The 18,779-nt window shown below is 58.0% G+C and carries 11 protein-coding genes; all 11 read left to right on the top strand.

The features are described 5' to 3' along the window. Nucleotides 1–104: 104 nt before the first annotated feature. Complete coding sequence (gene hemW / locus DB51_RS05805) at nt 105–1,328, top strand: radical SAM family heme chaperone HemW (RefSeq protein ID WP_034252494.1); 1,224 nt, start codon at nt 105–107, stop codon at nt 1,326–1,328. Nucleotides 1,329–1,591: 263 nt separating this feature from the next. Further along, on the top strand, nt 1,592–6,163 hold the full coding sequence (gene gltB, locus DB51_RS05800; RefSeq protein WP_034253951.1) for a glutamate synthase large subunit: 4,572 nt from the start codon (nt 1,592–1,594) through the stop codon (nt 6,161–6,163). 1 nt (nt 6,164) lies between these two features. Beyond that, nucleotides 6,165–7,697 (top strand): glutamate synthase subunit beta, encoded by a 1,533-nt coding sequence (locus tag DB51_RS05795; protein ID WP_034252492.1) that lies wholly within the window; start codon nt 6,165–6,167, stop codon nt 7,695–7,697. Nucleotides 7,698–7,790: 93 nt separating this feature from the next. Then, nucleotides 7,791–8,240 (top strand): DUF2975 domain-containing protein, encoded by a 450-nt coding sequence (locus DB51_RS05790; protein ID WP_034252490.1) that lies wholly within the window; start codon nt 7,791–7,793, stop codon nt 8,238–8,240. 23 nt (nt 8,241–8,263) lie between these two features. Beyond that, nucleotides 8,264–9,499, top strand: coding sequence for a glycogen synthase (gene glgA, locus DB51_RS05785; RefSeq protein ID WP_034252487.1), 1,236 nt, complete (start codon nt 8,264–8,266; stop codon nt 9,497–9,499). A gap of 61 nt (nt 9,500–9,560) precedes the next feature. After that, complete coding sequence (locus tag DB51_RS05780; protein ID WP_051867321.1) at nt 9,561–10,445, top strand: ABC transporter ATP-binding protein; 885 nt, start codon at nt 9,561–9,563, stop codon at nt 10,443–10,445. 366 nt (nt 10,446–10,811) lie between these two features. Then, nucleotides 10,812–12,572, top strand: a complete 1,761-nt coding sequence (locus tag DB51_RS05775) for an ABC transporter ATP-binding protein (RefSeq protein WP_034252484.1) — start codon at nt 10,812–10,814, stop codon at nt 12,570–12,572. 29 nt (nt 12,573–12,601) lie between these two features. After that, nucleotides 12,602–14,515 carry an ABC transporter ATP-binding protein gene (locus tag DB51_RS05770; protein WP_034252481.1) on the top strand — a complete coding sequence of 638 codons (1,914 nt, stop codon included), beginning with the start codon at nt 12,602–12,604 and terminating at the stop codon, nt 14,513–14,515. A gap of 79 nt (nt 14,516–14,594) precedes the next feature. Further along, on the top strand, nt 14,595–15,638 hold the full coding sequence (locus DB51_RS05765) for a tRNA (adenine-N1)-methyltransferase (RefSeq protein WP_034252478.1): 1,044 nt from the start codon (nt 14,595–14,597) through the stop codon (nt 15,636–15,638). A gap of 99 nt (nt 15,639–15,737) precedes the next feature. Further along, nucleotides 15,738–16,292: a SixA phosphatase family protein gene (locus tag DB51_RS05760; protein ID WP_034252475.1), complete on the top strand. Its 555-nt coding sequence runs from the start codon at nt 15,738–15,740 to the stop codon at nt 16,290–16,292. Nucleotides 16,293–16,466: 174 nt separating this feature from the next. Beyond that, the gene (gene metE, locus DB51_RS05755) at nt 16,467–18,779 is read left to right on the top strand and encodes a 5-methyltetrahydropteroyltriglutamate--homocysteine S-methyltransferase (RefSeq protein ID WP_034252471.1); all 2,313 of its coding nucleotides are present in this window, start codon (nt 16,467–16,469) and stop codon (nt 18,777–18,779) included.

Genomic DNA, 18,779 nt, shown 5'->3' with positions numbered 1-18,779 from the left:
CATAGGCTTGGTGAGCGCCTGCTAAAGGCGCGAAGGCAAAGATTTTGGTATCACGCGGACTTTGAATCCGCGCCGGTGTAGGAAGAAATAGGTGAGGGAAAACCGTGACCTTTGAATTGTACGTGCATGTACCGTTTTGCCTCCGACGCTGCGGATACTGCGATTTCAACACCTATACGGCGGTAGACCTTGGCGAGGGTGCCAGTAGGTCGAATTTCGCGAATATGGCCATCAAGGAAATGGGTATTCTCAGGCACTGGCAGCTTGAACACGGCATCAGCGAACCGCCGATTTCGACGATTTTCTTCGGCGGTGGCACTCCCACCACTCTGCCCGCTGATGATCTGGTCAGGATGGTGAGGGCTGTGAAGGATACCTGGGGAATAGAAGCCGATGCGGAAATCACCACTGAAGCCAATCCCGATACCGTTGATGAATCGTATCTGGCGGCGTTGAAAGACGGCGGATTCACCAGAGTCTCCTTCGGCATGCAGTCGGCCGTCCCGCATGTGCTGAAGACTTTGGATCGTACGCATACTCCGGAGAACGTGAGTGCGAATGTGGCGGCCGCGAAGCGCGTGGGTCTTGAGGTCAGCGTCGACCTGATTTACGGCACACCGGGGGAGAGCGTCGAAGATTGGCGTGTAAGCGTCGAGACAGCACTGGAACTCGAGGTCAACCATATTTCGGCATATGCGTTGTCATTGGAGCCTACGACCAAAATGGGACGTCAGGTACGTCGTGGTGAGTTGCCCTCGCCCGATGACGACGATGAGGCGAGCAAGTACGAGATTGCGGACCGGTTGTTCGGCGATGCCGGTCTGCGGTGGTACGAGATTTCCAACTGGTCGGTACCTGGTTTCGAGTCAAGGCACAACCTGGGATATTGGCGCAATGTTGACTGGGCCGCCATCGGACCAGGGGCCCACTCGCATTATGCTCGAAGCACAGGTCGTCATCTGACTGACGAATCCTTGCCCGAGCACAACATGGATGAATGTTTCGGCATCAGAGCTTGGGATATCGCTTTCCCACGTGTCTGGGCGCATCAACTCAATCAAGCTGCTCTGCCGTGGAAGGATACCGAGATTATCCACCGTACCGCGAATATCGAAGAGACCGTCATGCTGGGTCTGCGACTTCGCGAAGGTTTGCCCTTGTCCCGCATCGAGGAAGTCTCCGCCTCTAAGCCAGCTGCATCAGTCTTAAGGCAGCTGCATGATGAGGGTCTTATCGAGGAGCCTTCAACCGTCATCGTCCCGACCCTCAGGGGTCGTTTGCTCAACGATGCCTTGATTGCCCGTGTGCTGGAAGCGGTCGACTGCTGACATTCATAGAAGAGGAATGTTCATCCACGGACAGGATGGTTCGATGTTATCCGCGCGTAGGCAAGGGATTGAGCTCGTGCGTATGAGCAGTGCCAATTCCTTGGAATCACTGGTGTTTCAGGCCGGTGAAGTTGTGCTTGCGCGACTCGCTCCGCCGTAATTTGGACGTCAAAACCGGGTTTGGAGTGTGGAGGCTGTAATCTGTGAAGGAATGTCAATGAGACCCTTGTGGTTCTCCCCTGCCCATAGAAGAGGTGATTTCGGTGACCTTAAAAGCCCCGCTAGATCTCACGATCCACGCTCCACACGGGATGTACGACCCGAATGCGGAGCATGACGCATGCGGTGTTGGTATGGTCGCCACGCTCAACAAGGCGGATGAACGCCAAATCGTTGAGAACGCCATTGAGGTTTTGATGAATCTCGATCACCGCGGTGCCGTGGGTGCCGAGGAGAACACCGGTGACGGCGCGGGCATTCTGGTGAGCATGCCCGATGAATTCATGCGTGCCACCATAGACGTTGAATTGCCGGCATTGGGAGCCTATGCGGCAGGTGTGGCCTTTTTGGACCGCGACATTGCCACCAGCAGCCAGCAGGAACAGCGCATCGCCGACATCGCGGGAGATGAGGGGCTGACCGTCCTCGCCTGGCGTGTGGTCCCCACTAATCCCGATGGTCTTGGATTGCAGGCCTTGGCGACGATGCCGTCGTTCAAGACACTGGTCCTTGCCTCCGCTGAAGGGGATATTTCCGGATTCGATCTTGAACGGCGCGTATTCCGCGTCCGCAAGCGTGCCGAGCATGAGGTGGGTGTGTATTTCGCCTCGCTGTCGACGCGAACCTTGACGTACAAAGGCATGCTGACGACCAAACAGTTGCGTCCCTTCTTCCCCGATCTTTCCGATGAGCGCATGAAGGCACGAATCGCCATCGTGCATTCTCGGTTCTCGACGAACACCTTCCCGAGCTGGCCGCTGGCTCAGCCCTTCCGTCTGTTGGCGCATAACGGGGAAATCAACACGATTCAAGGCAATCGCAACTGGGTCTCGGCACGTGAGGGTCGCCTACGTTCCGAGGCTCTCGGCGAGATGGCGCCGTTGCTCCCTATCAACACGCCCGGCTATTCCGATTCCGGAACCTTTGACGAGACATTGGAACTTCTGCATCTTGCGGGCAGGTCGTTGCCTCATGCGGTGCTGATGATGCTGCCGCCTGCGTGGGAAAAGGACCAGACGCTCAATCCCGATGTCAGGGCCTTTTACGAGTACAACAACACGCTGATCGAGCCGTGGGACGGCCCGGCGAACATCGTGTTCACCGACGGCACGTTGGTGGGAGCCCAGCTCGACCGTAACGGTTTGCGTCCTGGTCGCTGGCAGCTCACCAAGGACGGCCATGTGGTGCTGGCTTCAGAGGCCGGTGTGCTCAACGAGATTCCGCAACAGGACATCGTGGCCAAAGGACGTCTTGAACCGGGAAGCATGTTCCTGGTCGACACCGCGTCCGGGCGTATCGTTCCCGATGAGGAAATCAAGAGCAATCTGGCGGCGCAGCATCCATACCGTCAGTGGGTCGAGGGCAACAGCGTCGAAATGAACGAATTGCCGACCCGCGAACATGTCAGCCATTCTGGAATGTCCGTGCAGCGCAGACAGCGTGCCTTCGGTTACACCGAAGAGGATTTGAAGCTGCTGTTGGCTCCGATGGCCAATACCGGCAAGGAGCCTCTCGGCTCGATGGGCAATGACGCGCCGATGGCGGTGCTGTCTTCACGGTCGAGGATGCTCTTCGATTACTTCACGCAAAAGTTCGCCCAGGTGACCAATCCTCCCTTGGACTGGGAACGCGAGGAGATCGTGACTTCGCTCGAATCGGCGATTGGGCCGGAGCCGAATCTGCTGGAGGATTCCGAGCTGCACGCGAAGAAGATTCTGATTCCTCTGCCTGTGGTCGATTCCGACCAGATGGCCCAGTTGAAGCGTCTGGACAAGGCGAAGATTCTCGGTGGATATTACAAGCCCTACACCGTACGTGGCCTGTATCAGGTTGCGGGCGGCGGCGAGGCGATGCACCGCCGTCTTGAGGAGATTTTCTCCGAGGTCGACGCGGCGATAGCCGATGGCAAGAACTTCATCGTGCTTTCGGACCGCGATTCAAACCACACCTGGGGTCCGATCCCGTCCCTGTTGCTCACGAGCGCCGTGCAGCATCATCTTCTGCGACGTCACACCCGCACCCAGGTCTCCTTGGCCGTGGAGGCCGGCGATGTGAGGGAGGTTCACCATGTGGCTCTGCTTATCGCCTACGGCGCCGCCTGTGTCAACCCGTACCTCGCCTTGGAATCCGTCGAGAACCTTGCGGCCAAGGGGTATGTGAAGGTCAGTGCTGCACGAGCTTCCGAAAACCTCATCAAGGCCCTGAGCACTGGTGTGCTCAAAATCATGAGCAAGATGGGCGTGAGCACCATCATGTCCTACCGTGGCTCACAATTGTTCGAAGCCGTCGGATTGAGTGAACAGACCGTCGATGAGTACTTCACCGGTACCACCTCACGCGTCGGTGGCGTCGGTCTGACCGAACTGGCCGAAGAGGTCGCGATCAGGCATCGCGTCGCCTATCCGACTCAGTGGACGGCACGTCCTCATAGGAATCTGCGGACCGGCGGAGACTACAAATGGCGCCGAACCGGGGAAGACCATCTCAATGACCCTGATGCCATCTTCCTCCTGCAGCAGTCCACGCAACGTGGCAACTACGATATGTTCAAGCAGTATTCCGCGCATATCAACGACACCTCCAATCGTCTGATGACCTTGCGTGGACTGATGAAGTTCGATTCAGGGCGCAAACCCATCGATATCAGCGAAGTGGAACCTGCGACCGAAATCGTCAAGCGCTTCTCGACAGGTGCCATGAGCTACGGCTCCATCTCGCAGGAAGCCCATGAGACCCTCGCCATCGCGATGAACCAGCTGGGTGCACGCTCGAATTCCGGAGAGGGCGGTGAATCCGACGACCGCATCAACGATCCGGCGAGAACAAGCCGTATCAAGCAGTTAGCCTCAGCGAGATTCGGCGTGACCAGCGATTATCTGGTTTCCGCCACGGATTTGCAGATCAAACTCGCACAGGGCGCCAAGCCCGGAGAGGGCGGGCATCTTCCAGGTGCCAAAGTGCCACCGTGGATTGCCAAGGTGCGTCATGCCACACCAGGTGTCGAGCTGATTTCACCTCCACCGCATCACGACATCTACTCCATCGAGGATTTGAAGCAGCTGATCAACGATGCGAAGATGGCGAATCCCAAGGCTCGCATCCATGTGAAGCTGGTGTCGGAGTTCGGTGTGGGCACCATCGCCGCAGGCGTGGCCAAATGCCATGCCGATGTGGTGCTGATTTCAGGCTATGACGGTGGCACCGGAGCGGCGCCTCTGAATGCCATCAAACATGCAGGTACACCTTGGGAGATCGGGCTGTCGGAAACGCAGCAGACCCTTATCCTCAACGGTTTGCGAAGCAGAATCGTCGTGCAGTGCGATGGTGAGTTGAAAACCGGAAGGGATGTCGTCGTCGCCGCTCTGCTCGGCGCCGAGGAATTCGGTTTCGCCACCGCGGCCTTGATGGTCGAAGGCTGTGTGATGATGCGAGCCTGCCAGAAGAACACCTGCCCTCAGGGCATCGCCACACAGGACCCGGAGTTGAGGGCACGCTTCACCGGCAAACCCGAACATGTGGTGAACTTCTTCATGTTCATCGCCGAGGAAGTGCGTGAGATTCTGGCGCAACTCGGCTTCCGGACGCTTGAAGAAGCGGTGGGACACGTCGAATGCCTGGACCAGAACGAGGCGATCAAGCGTTGGAAGTCAGGCGGAATAGACCTCAGTAAGGTGCTGACGCCCGCAGGTCCCACACCGGGTACCGTGCTGCATCACACCATCGACCAGAAGCATGACTTGGAGAAGGCCATCGACAACCGCTTCATCGAACTTGCTCAGGCGGCGCTGGAACGCAAGGAACCCGTCAGAATCGAAATGCCCATCCGCAACGTCAACCGAACCGTCGGAACGATGCTGGGCTATGAGATCACCAGGCGATACAAGGCCGAGGGGCTTCCGGACGATACCATCGACCTCACCCTGCACGGTTCCGGAGGACAATCGCTCGGAGCCTTCATTCCGCGTGGAGAGACACTCAGGGTGTATGGGGAAGTCAATGATTACGCAGGCAAGGGACTCTCGGGCGGACGCATCATTGTTCGACCTCCGGAGGACATCACCTTCGATCCGCACAGCAATGTGATCTGCGGCAACGTCACAGGTTTTGGAGCCACATCCGGACAGATGTTCGTCGCTGGATTGGCGGGGGAGCGTTTCGCGGTCCGCAACGGCGGGGCCACCTTCGTGGTCGAAGGTGTCGGTGACCACGGTTGCGAGTACATGACCGGAGGAACCGTCGTCGTACTCGGCAGGACGGGCCGAAACTTCGGAGCCGGATTCTCGGGAGGCAACGCCTATGTGCTTGATCTGGACATGGCGCATGTCAACCCGAGCGCTGCGGTGAACGGTTCGCTGCAGTTCCTCCCTCTTGACGAGAACCATGCATCGCTTGTTCACGAGTTGGTCAAACGCCATGCCGAGGAATGCGACTCAGCCATCGCCAAGGAGTTGCTCGCGAACTGGCCTGCTGCGATCGCACGCTTCACCCATGTGGTCCCCACGCAGTATCTGGCCATGACCAAGGTCATGGACCAGGCGCAACGCGATAATGTCGATTTCAATGAACCTGGCGCTTGGGAGAACGTGTACGAGCGCGTCATGGAAGGAGCTCACTGATATGGGAGATCCCAGAGGATTTTTGAAGGTCCGCACCCGCCGCGAGCTCGCCGAGCGTCCGGTCAACGAGAGGGTTCAGGACTGGTTCGACGTCCACGCCGAGAAAGGTCTGCAGCCCTGGACGACCATCCAGGCCGCCCGCTGCATGGATTGCGGCACGCCTTTCTGCATGACCGGTTGCCCGCTGGGCAATATCATTCCCGAATTCAATGATTTGGTTCGTCAGGAGCAATGGGAGGACGCTTACAACCGTCTTTCCGTGACGAACAACTTCCCCGAGGTCACCGGTCGCATCTGCCCTGCGCCATGCGAGCAGGCTTGCGTGCTCGGCATTCATCAGCCGCCGACGATGATCAAGCTCGACGAGCAGACCATCATCGACCAGGCATGGGAGCTGGATTACGTCAAACCGCAGCCACCGCAGAGACTGACGGATATGACCGTTGCCGTTGTCGGTTCAGGTCCCGCAGGACTTGCCTGCGCACAGCAGCTCACCAGAGCGGGGCACACGGTGGTGGTGTACGAGCGTGCCGATGCCATCGGTGGCCTGATGAGGTACGGCATTCCGAACTTCAAGCTTGACAAGGGTCTGCTCGACAAGCGCGTGGAGCAGATGGAGGCCGAAGGAACCCGCTTCCGAACCAGCACCGAAATCGGCAAGGACATCACCTGGGATGATCTGCGCAGCCGTTACGATGCGGTCGTAGTGGCCATCGGCTCAACCGTTCCGCGAAACATCTCCATCACAGGCCGCGAGCTCAAGGGCATTCATTACGCCATGGACTTCCTTCCAGACGCGACGCGCAGGGTCTGGGGCAAGAAGCCGATCAACGACATCATTGCCAAGGACAAGCACGTCATCGTCATCGGTGGAGGCGACACCGGTTCGGACTGTCTCGGCACATCATTGCGTCAAGGCGCGAAGTCGGTGACGGTACTGCAGATCATGCCGCAGGAGCCAAACGAGCGTCCAGATGCCAATCCGTGGCCCACGTATGCACGTACCTACCAGAAGACCTCTTCGATGGAGGAGGGCGGCACATACCTGTACAGCACGGATTCCGTCGAATTCGTCGACGAGGATGCCAATGGCGCCGAGGTCAACATCACCGAAAACACCGCTGCCGATAGTTTCATCGCCGACGAGAACGGTCATGTGACAGGTCTGCGTGTGGTTGACGTGGCCCCGGGGGACAACGGCCCCTTCACTCGTCAGGAAGGAACCGAACGGGTGCTTCCAGCGGATCTCGTGCTCTTGTCCGTAGGTTTTCTGCATCCAGACACCACGACCTTGGTCGACCAGGTTCCCGTCGAACTCGACCCCCGTGGCAACGTCGCCAGAAACGACCAGTTCGCCACAAGTCAGGACGGTGTGTTCGTCTGTGGAGATGCCGGACGCGGTCAGTCTCTGGTAGTCTGGGCGATTTCCGAAGGCCGCAGTTGCGCTGCCGCAGTGGATGATTTCCTCACCGGTGCGACCGAGCTGCCTGCGCCGGTATTCGCCTCGCAGCGCCCAATGATGCTTCCGCGATAAACTGATACTGTTTGCTGTCGCAGGATTCTGCGCCATGACTTCGGTCAGGGTTCTGCGACAGGTTCAGGTCAGAGGAAACAGGGAGGATCCCGGATGGCTAACCGTGCACAGCGACGAGCACAGTCCCGAGGCAATCGTCGAGGCATACCCGAACAGTACGACCAGACCAAAGGTCGCGGACGCTCGGGAATGATTGACGAGTACGCATTGCAAGAGCGCTCAAGACGTCTGCAGGAACATGAAGACGGCGAGTGGAAACCATCAGGCGGACCGATTGCCGAAACAGCCGCAGCTGCGGTCACGACCTCATCGAGCCCTATTCACATGCCCACGAGCGCGCGCCAGTGGCTTCGTCTGCTCAGTTGGGTGCTCATCGTGATTTCATGCCTCTCGTTCCTGGTAATCATGTGGCTATCCAACGTACCGATGTGGTTGGTGATCGCCATTTCCTCAGTTTTCGCCGTAGGCGTGCTGAGTCTGTTCTTCGTCGGGGGCTCTTCTGAGGAGAATCCGAATCTCGATGATTTTGGTACTGCTGTATAACTCAGGCATAGGAGGCTTCAACGATGAAGGTTGACATATTAAGCCGTGAATATCCGCCGCATGTCTATGGTGGCGCTGGCGTGCATGTCGAGGAACTGTCCAAGGTGCTGGCGGAACGCATCGATGTGACCGTGCGCGCTTTCGATGGCCCGCGTGGCGGCGTCTACGACAGTCATGGATCAGGTCATGGACTCGAGGTGGTCGGGTACGATGTCCCTGCCGAGTTGTCCGAGGCCAATGCCGTGCTGAAGACTTTCGGCGTGGATTTGCTGATGGCACAGGATGTGGAGGCCGACCTTGTTCATGCCCACACATGGTATGCCTGCCTCGCGGGGCGTCTGGCCTCGCAGATGCACGATGTCCCGTTGGTGATAACCGCTCATAGCCTTGAACCGTTCCGCCCATGGAAGGCCGAGCAGCTCGGTGGCGGTTACAGGCTGAGTTCATGGGCGGAACGTGACGCCTACGAGTCCGCGGACCGCATCATCGCCGTGTCGGCGGGGATGAAGCAGGATATTCTCAGCGCCTACCCCAACGTCAATCCCGACAATGTGGATGTGGTTCATAACGGCATCACCATGAGTGATTTCGAGCGTCCTGATGACGATTCGCCCGCATGGGGTGTGTTTGAACGCTATGGCATCGACCGTTCAAAGCCGACGCTGCTCTTCGTCGGCCGCATCACCAGGCAGAAAGGCCTGCCGTATCTGCTTCAAGCTCTGCACCTTATAGACCCGGGCATTCAGGTGGTGCTGTGCGCCGGTGCTCCTGATACGCCAGAGATAGCCGAGGAAGTGAAATCGGGCTTTGCCGGGTTGCAGGAGGAGCGAGGCAATATCATCTGGATCGAAGAGATGCTGCCGAGGCCCGAGCTGTGCGCCTTGGAACACGGTTCAGATGCTTTCATCTGCCCGAGCATCTACGAACCTCTGGGCATCGTGAATCTGGAGGCGATGGCCTGCAATCTTCCTGTCGTGGCCAGCACCACGGGGGGCATTCCCGAAGTGGTGGAGGATGGCGTGACAGGAACCCTGGTTCCGCTGGATCAGCTTCACGATGGGACGGGAACGCCCACCGACCCCGAAAGATTCGTGCATGACATGGCTTCCGCCATAGATGCCATGTTCGAGGATTCGGCCAGGGCCGAGGCCATGGGCAAAGCCGGGTATGCGCGAGCACGCGACCTGTTCTCTTGGGAGCGCATCGCGGAGGAGACCCTCGAGGTCTACAACAGGGCTTTGCAGGGGCATCGACAATAGTTTCGATTGTGGTGCGGTGGTTTTCGGTGTTGTTGAAGAGTTGACGAAGGCGGAATGGCACATGGGTGATGCGATGGACACGACGCTTGGAAATGGGCGGTGGTCCGACGCCGCGGTGGACCTGCGGGACGTGGAATTCCGCAGGCAACGCCGTGTGATTCTGCGTGATGTCGATCTGCGCATCGAGCCCGGTGAGAAATGGGTGCTGTTCGGGCCGAACGGCATCGGCAAGTCCAGTCTCGTCGCGATGATGAGCACCAGGGGATACCCGAGTTCGGGCACGGTTGATATTCTCGGCAACCGCCTCGGCAAGGTGGATGTTTTCTCCTACAGGAATCGTATTGGTCTGAGTTCGGCGGAACTGTCACGAGCCTTCCCTCCCGACGAGGACCCCCTGGATGCGGTGGTCACCGCGCTCACCGCCACGACCGGACGGTGGAGGGACAGATACACGGATGAGGAATTCGGTCGCGCGCGTGCGCTGATGTCACGTTTCGGTATCGAATACCTCTGTGGCAAACGGATGTTCAAACTCTCCGAAGGCGAACGTACACGCGTCCTCATCTGTCGTGCGCTGATGGCGGAGCCGGAACTGCTGATTCTGGACGAACCCACCACTGGTCTCGATCTTGGCGGTAGGGAGTTGGTGATTCGTGCGCTCAGCGATATCGGTACGCAGAACCGCCGCATGAGTGTGGTGCTGGTGACGCATAGGCTCGAGGAAATACCACGGGGATTCAATCAGGTGGCCATCATGGGCAGGGAGCAAGGCGACGAATCCCGTGCACATGAGGATGCAGTGTCCGGCGCCGATCCTCAACCGGGAACCATCGTGTACCGGGGCGACCTTGAGCATGGTTTTACCGATGAGCGTTTGAGCACTATTTTCGGTATGAAGCTGCACGCCACACAGCAGCAGGGTCGTTGGTCCGCATTCCTGGTTTGACATGACGCCTTCGCTGTCTTTTGTGTAGGGAATTGACAGTAACACTGGTTGAAGGTGTCGAAAAACGGCGGAATACCTCGTCCACAATGGTGTGCAAGAGCATATGCTTCTCGAAATCCCTACACAAATTGGTTATACAAGTTCCTGCAACGGTGCCAAAGCACCTACGGTCGGCTTGCGGATGTCACAGTTCAGAGGTCAGGGCTTAAAAGTCAGAGTTCATCCAAGTGTGCAAGTCTTTCACGGTGAGCGCAGAATCATGGATAATTCATGCATATGTCACGGCGGGAAAGTATCCGGTAGTAGTCTTGGCAAGGTTTGCGTTGGACTGTGTCCAACGCGTTTTCGGCGTTATGTGGAGGATGAATGTTAAGACTTTGGGGCAAATACCTCAAGCCATACTGGTTTCAGGTCACCATACTGGTGGTATTCCAGATTGCACAGTCAGTGCTCAATCTATATCTGCCGAATCTGCAGGCAGACATCATCGACAACGGGGTTGCCGCAGGAGACAAGGATGCCATCTACCGCTACGGCTTCCAGATGATCGGCATTTCCGTGGTGCAGATTCTGGCCAACCTGGTCGCGGTCTATTACTCGACCAGACTGGCCATGCGTCTCGGCTATGAGACGCGCAGGGATATCTTCAGCGCGGTAGAGGATATGAGTCTGCAGGAGGTCGAGCGTTTCTCGGCCGGCTCGCTGATCACGAGGACGACGAACGATGTGCAGCAGGTGCAGATGACCACCATGCAGATGCTGCTGATCGTGCTTCAGGCACCTGTGCAGTTCGTCGGCGGAGTGATCCTGGCCTTCCGCCAGGACAGGCCGTTGACATGGTCGCTTGCCGTCATTCTGCCGGTGGTGCTGGTGATAGCGGGCATACTGATGTCGAAGATGGGTCCGCTGTTCGGCAAGATGCAGCGCAGGCTGGATGCGGTGAACAGGCTTGTCCGCGAGCAGATCAGCGGTGTTCGGGTCATCAGGGCATTCGTGCGTGAGCGCAGTGAAGCCCAGCGTTTCCATGTCGCCAATCGCAAGGTGTATGACACGCTGATGTCGACCGGACGTCTGATGAGCATGATGATCCCTCTGCTGTTCTTTATCATCAACCTGTCGAATGTGGGCATCATGTGGTTCGGTGGCAAGCGCATCGAATCCGGCGGCATGCAGATCGGTTCTCTGCAGGCCTTCATCCAGTATCTGATGATTATCCTCATCGGTCTGATGATGGCGGCGATGATGATGGTTATGGTGCCGCGTGCATCCGTCGCCAGCAAGCGCATCACTGAGGTGATGGAGGCCAAAAGCAGCATCACCGCGCCAGAGCATCCCTACGTCGCCGACGCTCCTCTGGGCAAGGTGGAATTCCGTCATGTCGGCTTCTCCTATCCCGGTGCGGACGATCCGGTGCTCGACGATCTGTCATTCACTGCGGAACCCGGAACAACCACTGCCATCATCGGCTCCACAGGTTCGGGCAAGTCCACCGTCCTTCGACTGATGAACAGAATGTTCGATGTGAATTCCGGCGAGGTGCTTATCGACGGCCATGATGTGCGTGAGTACGATCCGGCCCAACTGAATCTGATGTTCGGACAGGTGCCGCAGAAGGCCATGCTCTTTTCCGGAACCATCCGCTCGAACATGCAGTACGGAGCGGAGCATGCCACGGACGACGACATCTGGCAGGCACTGCGCATCGCCCAGGCCGAGGAATTCGTGCGCGAGAACCCACAGGGGCTCGATGCTCCCGTTTCCGAAGGAGGGACCAATTTCTCGGGTGGACAGAAGCAGCGCCTGTGCATCGCCAGAGCGATACTCAGGCAGCCGCTGATCTACACCTTCGATGACGCCTTCTCAGCCCTAGATGTGGCGACCGACAGGAAACTGCGTGAAGCCCTGGCCCCGGTCACACGGCATGCGACGCAGATTCTCGTGGCACAACGGGCTACATCCATAAGAGACGCCGATCAGATACTGGTGTTCGAATCAGGCAGGATCGTAGGTAGGGGCACGCATGACGAGCTGATGAACTCATGCCCGACCTACCAGGAAATCGTTGAGTCGCAAGGTGGTCTGGGCCCTGACGTGGAGGCCTTGAGCTTGGATGGGAGGGGAGAATAATGACAGAGGGAATGACAGCTGCAATCCCAATGCAGAAAAAGGGACAGACCGGCAAGATCATCAAGCGCCTGCTGAAGTATCTGCTGGCCAGCAAGATCCGAGTGATCATTATGGTCATTTCGGGCATGATATCGGTTGGATTGGTTGCTTTGGGCCCGAAGATACTGGGCAAGGCCACCAATGTGCTCTTCTCGGGTATCCTCGGCACAATGCTTCAGAAGCAGGGTGTCCCGGCAGGAACGCCGACCGAACAGGTCGTCGCGGCCCTGCGTGCGCAGGGCAAGGGTTCCTTCGCGGACATGATCGCCTCGATGAACGTCAAAGCAGGCCAAGGCATCGACTGGTCGACCTTCGGCACGATTCTGCTGATCGTCATCGCCATCTATCTGGTCTCCATTCTGCTGCGACTGGTGCAGAACTTCCTGATGACACGTGTGGTCTCGGACGCCGTGTTTCGGATGCGTGCGCAGATCGAGGACAAGATGTCCCGTCTGCCCCTGCAGTATTTCGACAGGACGCCGCGCGGGGAGGTCATGAGCCGTACGACCAACGATGTGGACAACATCTCCCAGACCTTGCAGCAGATTCTCGGAGAGCTGTTCTTCTCGGTATTCATGGTGGTTGCGACCTTCATCATGATGCTCTCGATTTCGCCCATGCTCACGCTGGTGGCTTTCGTCATCATTCCGGTGATGGGCTTGTGCGCCGCATTCATCATGAAGAAGACCCAGCCGAACTTCATCGCACAGTGGGCCAAGACCGGAGAGGTCAACAGCCATGTCGAGGAGATGTTCTCCGGGCATATGATCGTGCGTTCATACGGCAGACAGGACGCCGCGAAAGAAGAGTTCGACAAGCGCAATCGTCAACTGTACGACGCCTCGTTCAAGGCGTCGTTCCTCTCGTCTCTGGTCACGCCGGTAACGACCTTCTTCGGAAACCTCAGTTTCGTGCTGGTCGTTATCTTCGGTGGTGTCAAAGTGCTTTCCGGCACCTTGAGCCTGGGTGATCTGCAGGCGTTCACGCAGTACTCCCGACAGTCCTCCCAGCCACTCGGCGAATTGGCTTCCATGGGCACCATGCTCCAGAGCTCCTTGGCCAGTTGCCAGCGCATCTTCGAATTCCTGGATGAGGAGGAGCAGCAGCCCGACCCGGTGGATGCACACGAAATCGGCGAGCTCACGGGCGGCAACATCGAAGGTCATGTCCGTTTCGATGATGTGTCCTTCTCCTATCGTTCCGATGAACCCCTGATTCAGCATCTCTCCCTGGAAGCAAAACCTGGGCAGACGGTCGCAATCGTAGGCCCCACCGGAGCAGGGAAAACAACCTTGGTGAACCTGCTGATGCGCTTCTATGAAATTCAGGGAGGCGCCATCACCATCGACGGCGTGGATACCGCGACGGTCACCAGGGACAGTCTTCGCAGACATTTCGGCATGGTTCTGCAGGATACCTGGCTGTTCGACGGCACCGTGCGCGACAACCTGCTGTATGGTGTCCAGGAAGGCAGGCAACTGAGCGAAGAGCAGATGCTTGCAGGAGCGAGGGCGACCCATGTCGACGAGTTCATCCGCAGACTCCCCAATGGCTACGACACCGTGCTCAACGAGGACAGTTCCGAGCTGAGTCAGGGGGAGCGTCAGCTGATGACGATATGCAGGGCCTTCCTTTCCGACCCTGACATCCTGATACTCGACGAGGCGACGAGCTCCGTGGACACCAGAACGGAACTGCTGGTGCAGCAGGCCATGAACGCTCTACGCGAGAACCGCACCAGCTTCGTCATCGCCCACCGTCTGTCCACCATTCGCGATGCCGATCTCATTCTGGTGGTGAACCACGGATCAATCGTCGAACAGGGCTCCCATGACGAACTGATAGCACAGGACGGCGCATACGCCACCCTGTATAATTCACAGTTCACGCAGTCTCAGGAGTAGTGTCCTACGGTGCAGGTCCCTCTCTTGTGACCTGCACCGGTGCCTGCATCACACACAGGCCTTTACGGAAGGGTGTTACATGGCGTTGCGCGGACCTTTGGAACTTGGGGAAAAAGTTCAGCTGACCGACCGCAAAGGCAATATGATCACCATCCAGATCGAATCAGGTGCTATGGTGCAGACCCCACACGGGCACATCCTGCACGACGATCTGATAGGCATGAGCGAAGGAAGCGTGGTAACCACCCAGACCACACCCAGGCGTGCAGAGGATGTCGACAAGAAAAAGCCATGGAAGGCCGCTCGTTCGATAGGCGGCTGGCAGTATGCCGTCATGCGCCCGCGACTGGCTGATTACGTGCTGTCGATGCCGCGGGGTGCTCAGATCATGTATCCGAAGGACATCGCTCAGGTGCTGAGCCTTGGAGACATCCGCAAAGGAATGCGCGTGCTGGAGTCAGGCGCAGGCTCAGGTGCCTTGAGCATCCACCTTCTGGATGCGGTCGGTGAACTTGGAGAGCTGACCACCATCGAGTTGAGACCGGAATTCGCGCACATAGCCCGGGCCAATGCGACGGTGTACTTCGGGGGAGACCCCGGTTGGTGGTCCTTGCTGCAGGGTGATTTCGACTCGGTCGCCGCAACACTGCCCGCTGACGGTTACGACCGTGTTGTTCTCGATATGCTGGACCCGTGGAACAGGCTTTCGGAGATCGAACGGGTGCTGGCTCCCGGAGGGGTGTTTCTGAGTTATATCACCACAACCACGCAGATGAGCCGACTGGCCGAAGCCTTACGAAACTCCGAGAGATGGACAGAGCCTCAAATCGACGAAACGCTGGAACGCAGTTGGAAAGCTCAGGGTCTGTCTGTGAGGCCGGACCATCAGATGATAGGGCATACGGGGTTTCTGGTGTTGTCGAGGCTGATGGCGGAAGGTGCGCCCGCATTGCGTAGGCGCGAACGAGGCGCAAAAGACACGTATACTGATATTGATCGTGAACAGGGTCCGGAGGCTCTTGAATCACTTGGGCTCAGGGACATCTCCGACCGCAAGCTGCGCAAGGTCATTCGGGATCTGGATCATCAGCGTTCCGTGCTCGAATCGAAGCAGGGGAACTGACTGCGCTGGCGTCATAGGGGATACGCCGGAATCCGAGGACTGAAGGCTCGTGCGGTGTTGCGCCTGCGGTAGGGGCGTGGTTATTGAAAGGTACGCTGTATGGGTGTCAAAATGAGCAAGGTCGCGAAACGTGCGCACGCATACCAGTATGTGCTGATAGTCATGCGTCACGCCAAGGCCGAGGCCTTCGGCAACGGAGATGACAGACAGCGGCAATTGACCGACAAGGGCGTGAAGCAGGCGAAGGTGGTTGCCAAAGGCCTGTCGGATCTGGATCTGGTCCCGGACAGAATCGCCTGTTCAGGAGCGGACAGAACGCGGCAGACACTCGATCGCATGCTCAAGGTGTTCGGTGACAAACCCAAGGTGGATATGCGGCAAAGTCTTTACGAAGGCGGCGTGCAGTCCGTTCTGGATGAACTGAAGTCCACGAAGACCAAACGCAAAGTACTGATGGTGCTTGGACATGAGCCGACGGTTTCCATCAGTTGCCAGTGGCTTGCAACCTCGGATTCCGACCCGGAACGGCTCGACCTGCTGAACCTGGGCATGTCTCCTGCCAATCTGGCCATCTTCGGTTCGAACGAGCCCTTCAAGGATTGGCAAATCCACAGCGCCACCCTGCTGGCCGTCCTGGGACCCCATGATTTCTGAACGTTACCTTCTTCGGTCGGCCGCCAGGTGGGGCTGATTGCGGTGCATCCGTCGCCGTCGTAATCAGCAACGTTATAAATGCAGCTTATGGCGACACCTTAATCGTCTTGATTACTTCCCTGCCGCTCACCTTTGCTAGTCTGCAACAGTCGTCTAAGTCCTTTTGGAGGTTTCATGTCTGTGCCCACATCAGTTGTCGGTTTCCCGCGCATTGGTTCCGATAGGGAGCTGAAGAAAAGCATCGAGGGGTATTGGAGAGGCAAACACGGCATCGAGGATGTGAAGGCCACGGCGAAGTTGCTGCGCGAACGACACTGGAAGATTCAGCAGCAGGCGGGGATTTCGCTTATCCCCAGCAACGACTTCAGCTATTACGACCAGATGCTGGACACCGCGATTCTGCTCGGAGTGGTTCCCCAACGGTACAAGCGGCTGTCTTTGGATGCCGAGGACACCTTGTTCGCCATGGGGCGTGGATATCAGGGCGACAAGGGGGACGTCACCGCACTGCCCATGAAAAAGTGGTTCACCACGAACTACCATTATCTCGTCCCCGAAATTGATGATTCGGTCAGCATCTCCCTCAGCAGCGATAAACCCTTCGAGGAATTCACGGAAGCCAAGGCTCTGGGCATCACCACGAAACCCGTGCTGATAGGCCCGTACACCTTCCTCAAACTTGCCCGACGTCCTGAAGGCGCCCCTCTGGCCATCGATCGGGGTCTTATAGAGCAGACCGCCAAGGCGTACGCTGACGTGCTGGAACGTTTCGCAGGTCTAGGCGTCGACTGGGTGCAATTCGACGAGCCCTATCTGGTCCTCGACAAGGAACGTGGGGACCTGGAGCTCTTCAAGAGCCTCTATACCAAGATTCTTCCGCACCGAAAGTCTACGAACGGTACCGTACGTCTGCTGCTGCAGACCTACTTCGGGCATGTGAGGGATTCATACGAAACCCTGGGACTGCTTGGATTCGACGGACTTGGCCTGGACTTCGTGGAAGGCAGGAACGAGAATCTCGCTGCACTCGAGGAATTCGGGGTGTCCGAGAACACCACGATTTTCGCCGGTGTGGTCAATGGCCGTAACATCTGGCGCAACGATTATGCCGTGAGTCTCGGCGTGCTGGATGCGGTGCGAAAGGTGACCGACCGCGTTGCCGTTTCCACGGCGAGCTCCCTGCTTCATGTGCCCTTCAGCGTGGCGCGGGAGGACGGGCTCGATGCCGAGGTGCGACGTCATTTCGCCTTCGCAGTGGAGAAGCTCGATGAGATCGGCGAGCTGGCCGAACTGGTGCAGGACAATGACGAGGAGCGCAAATCCTCGAAGGCACTGGCAGACAACCAGGCCTTGTTCGATGGACACCGGGTGAAGGCCGATGCCGCCGTCAGCAAACGCATAGCCGGATTGTCGGAAGGCGAATTCAACCGTAAACCGGCCCGTAGCGAGCGCCAGCGTCTGCAGCGTGAGGAATTGCACCTGCCGTTGCTGCCCACGACCACCATCGGCTCCTTCCCGCAGACCAAGGAGGTGCGTGCAGAGCGTGCCAGGCTTCGCCACGGGGAAATCAGCCAGGATGATTACGACGCCTTCATCAGATCGCAGATTGATGATGTCCTTTCCAAGCAGGAGGCCATCGGCCTTGATGTGCTGGTACACGGTGAATTCGAACGCAACGATATGGTCGAATACTTCGGTCAGAACCTCAACGGCTTCCTCTTCACCAAGAACGCCTGGGTGCAGTCCTACGGCACTCGCTGCGTGAAGCCTCCAATCGTATGGTCCGACGTATCCCGCGCACAGCCGATCACCGTGGCGTGGAGCGCCTATGCGCAGTCGCGCACCGACCGCGTCGTCAAGGGAATGCTCACTGGACCTGTCACGATTCTCAACTGGTCGTGGCCACGTGAGGACATCACGCATGAACAGCAGACCACTCAGCTGGCGCTGGCCATACGAGACGAGGTGCTGGACCTGGAAGCGGCAGGCATCAAGGTCATTCAGATCGATGAAGCGGCCTTGCGCGAAAAGCTGCCCCTGCGCAGAAGCGATTGGCACAAAGAGTATCTTGACTGGGCCATCCCGGCCTTCAGACTGGTGCATTCAGGTGTGAAAGCCGGCACGCAGATTCATACGCATATGTGCTATTCGGAGTTCAACGACATCATCCGCGATATCGACGCCATGGATGCCGATGTAATCTCCTTCGAGGCGTCCCGTTCCGATCTGACGGTGCTCGATGCCATACAGGAGGCGCATTTCGAAACCGAAGCGGGTCCGGGAGTCTACGACATCCATTCGCCGCGAATTCCATCCCAGCAGGAGATCGAAGACCGCATAGGGGATATCCTCGCCAAGATGGACAAGGCGTCGGTGTGGATCAATCCCGACTGCGGCCTGAAGACGCGTGGCAATGCCGAGACATGGCCGAGCCTCGAACACATGGTTGCCGCCGCCAAGGCCGTCCGTGAGCGTCTGGAGCGGTAG

It is taken from the genome of Bifidobacterium crudilactis, from assembly GCF_000738005.1.
Lineage (GTDB): Bacteria > Actinomycetota > Actinomycetes > Actinomycetales > Bifidobacteriaceae > Bombiscardovia > Bombiscardovia crudilactis.
Note: the sequence above shows the minus strand (reverse complement) of the source record. Positions and strands in the feature narration are given on the sequence as shown.

Coding starts and splice junctions, on each gene's coding strand:
- DB51_RS05795 (WP_034252492.1), top strand. CDS start 6,165: ATGGGAGATCCCAGAGGATTTTTGAAGGTCCGCACCCGCCGCGAGCTC.
- DB51_RS05780 (WP_051867321.1), top strand. CDS start 9,561: ATGGGTGATGCGATGGACACGACGCTTGGAAATGGGCGGTGGTCCGAC.
- DB51_RS05760 (WP_034252475.1), top strand. CDS start 15,738: ATGGGTGTCAAAATGAGCAAGGTCGCGAAACGTGCGCACGCATACCAG.
- DB51_RS05775 (WP_034252484.1), top strand. CDS start 10,812: ATGTTAAGACTTTGGGGCAAATACCTCAAGCCATACTGGTTTCAGGTC.
- glgA (WP_034252487.1), top strand. CDS start 8,264: ATGAAGGTTGACATATTAAGCCGTGAATATCCGCCGCATGTCTATGGT.
- metE (WP_034252471.1), top strand. CDS start 16,467: ATGTCTGTGCCCACATCAGTTGTCGGTTTCCCGCGCATTGGTTCCGAT.
- DB51_RS05765 (WP_034252478.1), top strand. CDS start 14,595: ATGGCGTTGCGCGGACCTTTGGAACTTGGGGAAAAAGTTCAGCTGACC.
- DB51_RS05790 (WP_034252490.1), top strand. CDS start 7,791: ATGGCTAACCGTGCACAGCGACGAGCACAGTCCCGAGGCAATCGTCGA.
- DB51_RS05770 (WP_034252481.1), top strand. CDS start 12,602: ATGCAGAAAAAGGGACAGACCGGCAAGATCATCAAGCGCCTGCTGAAG.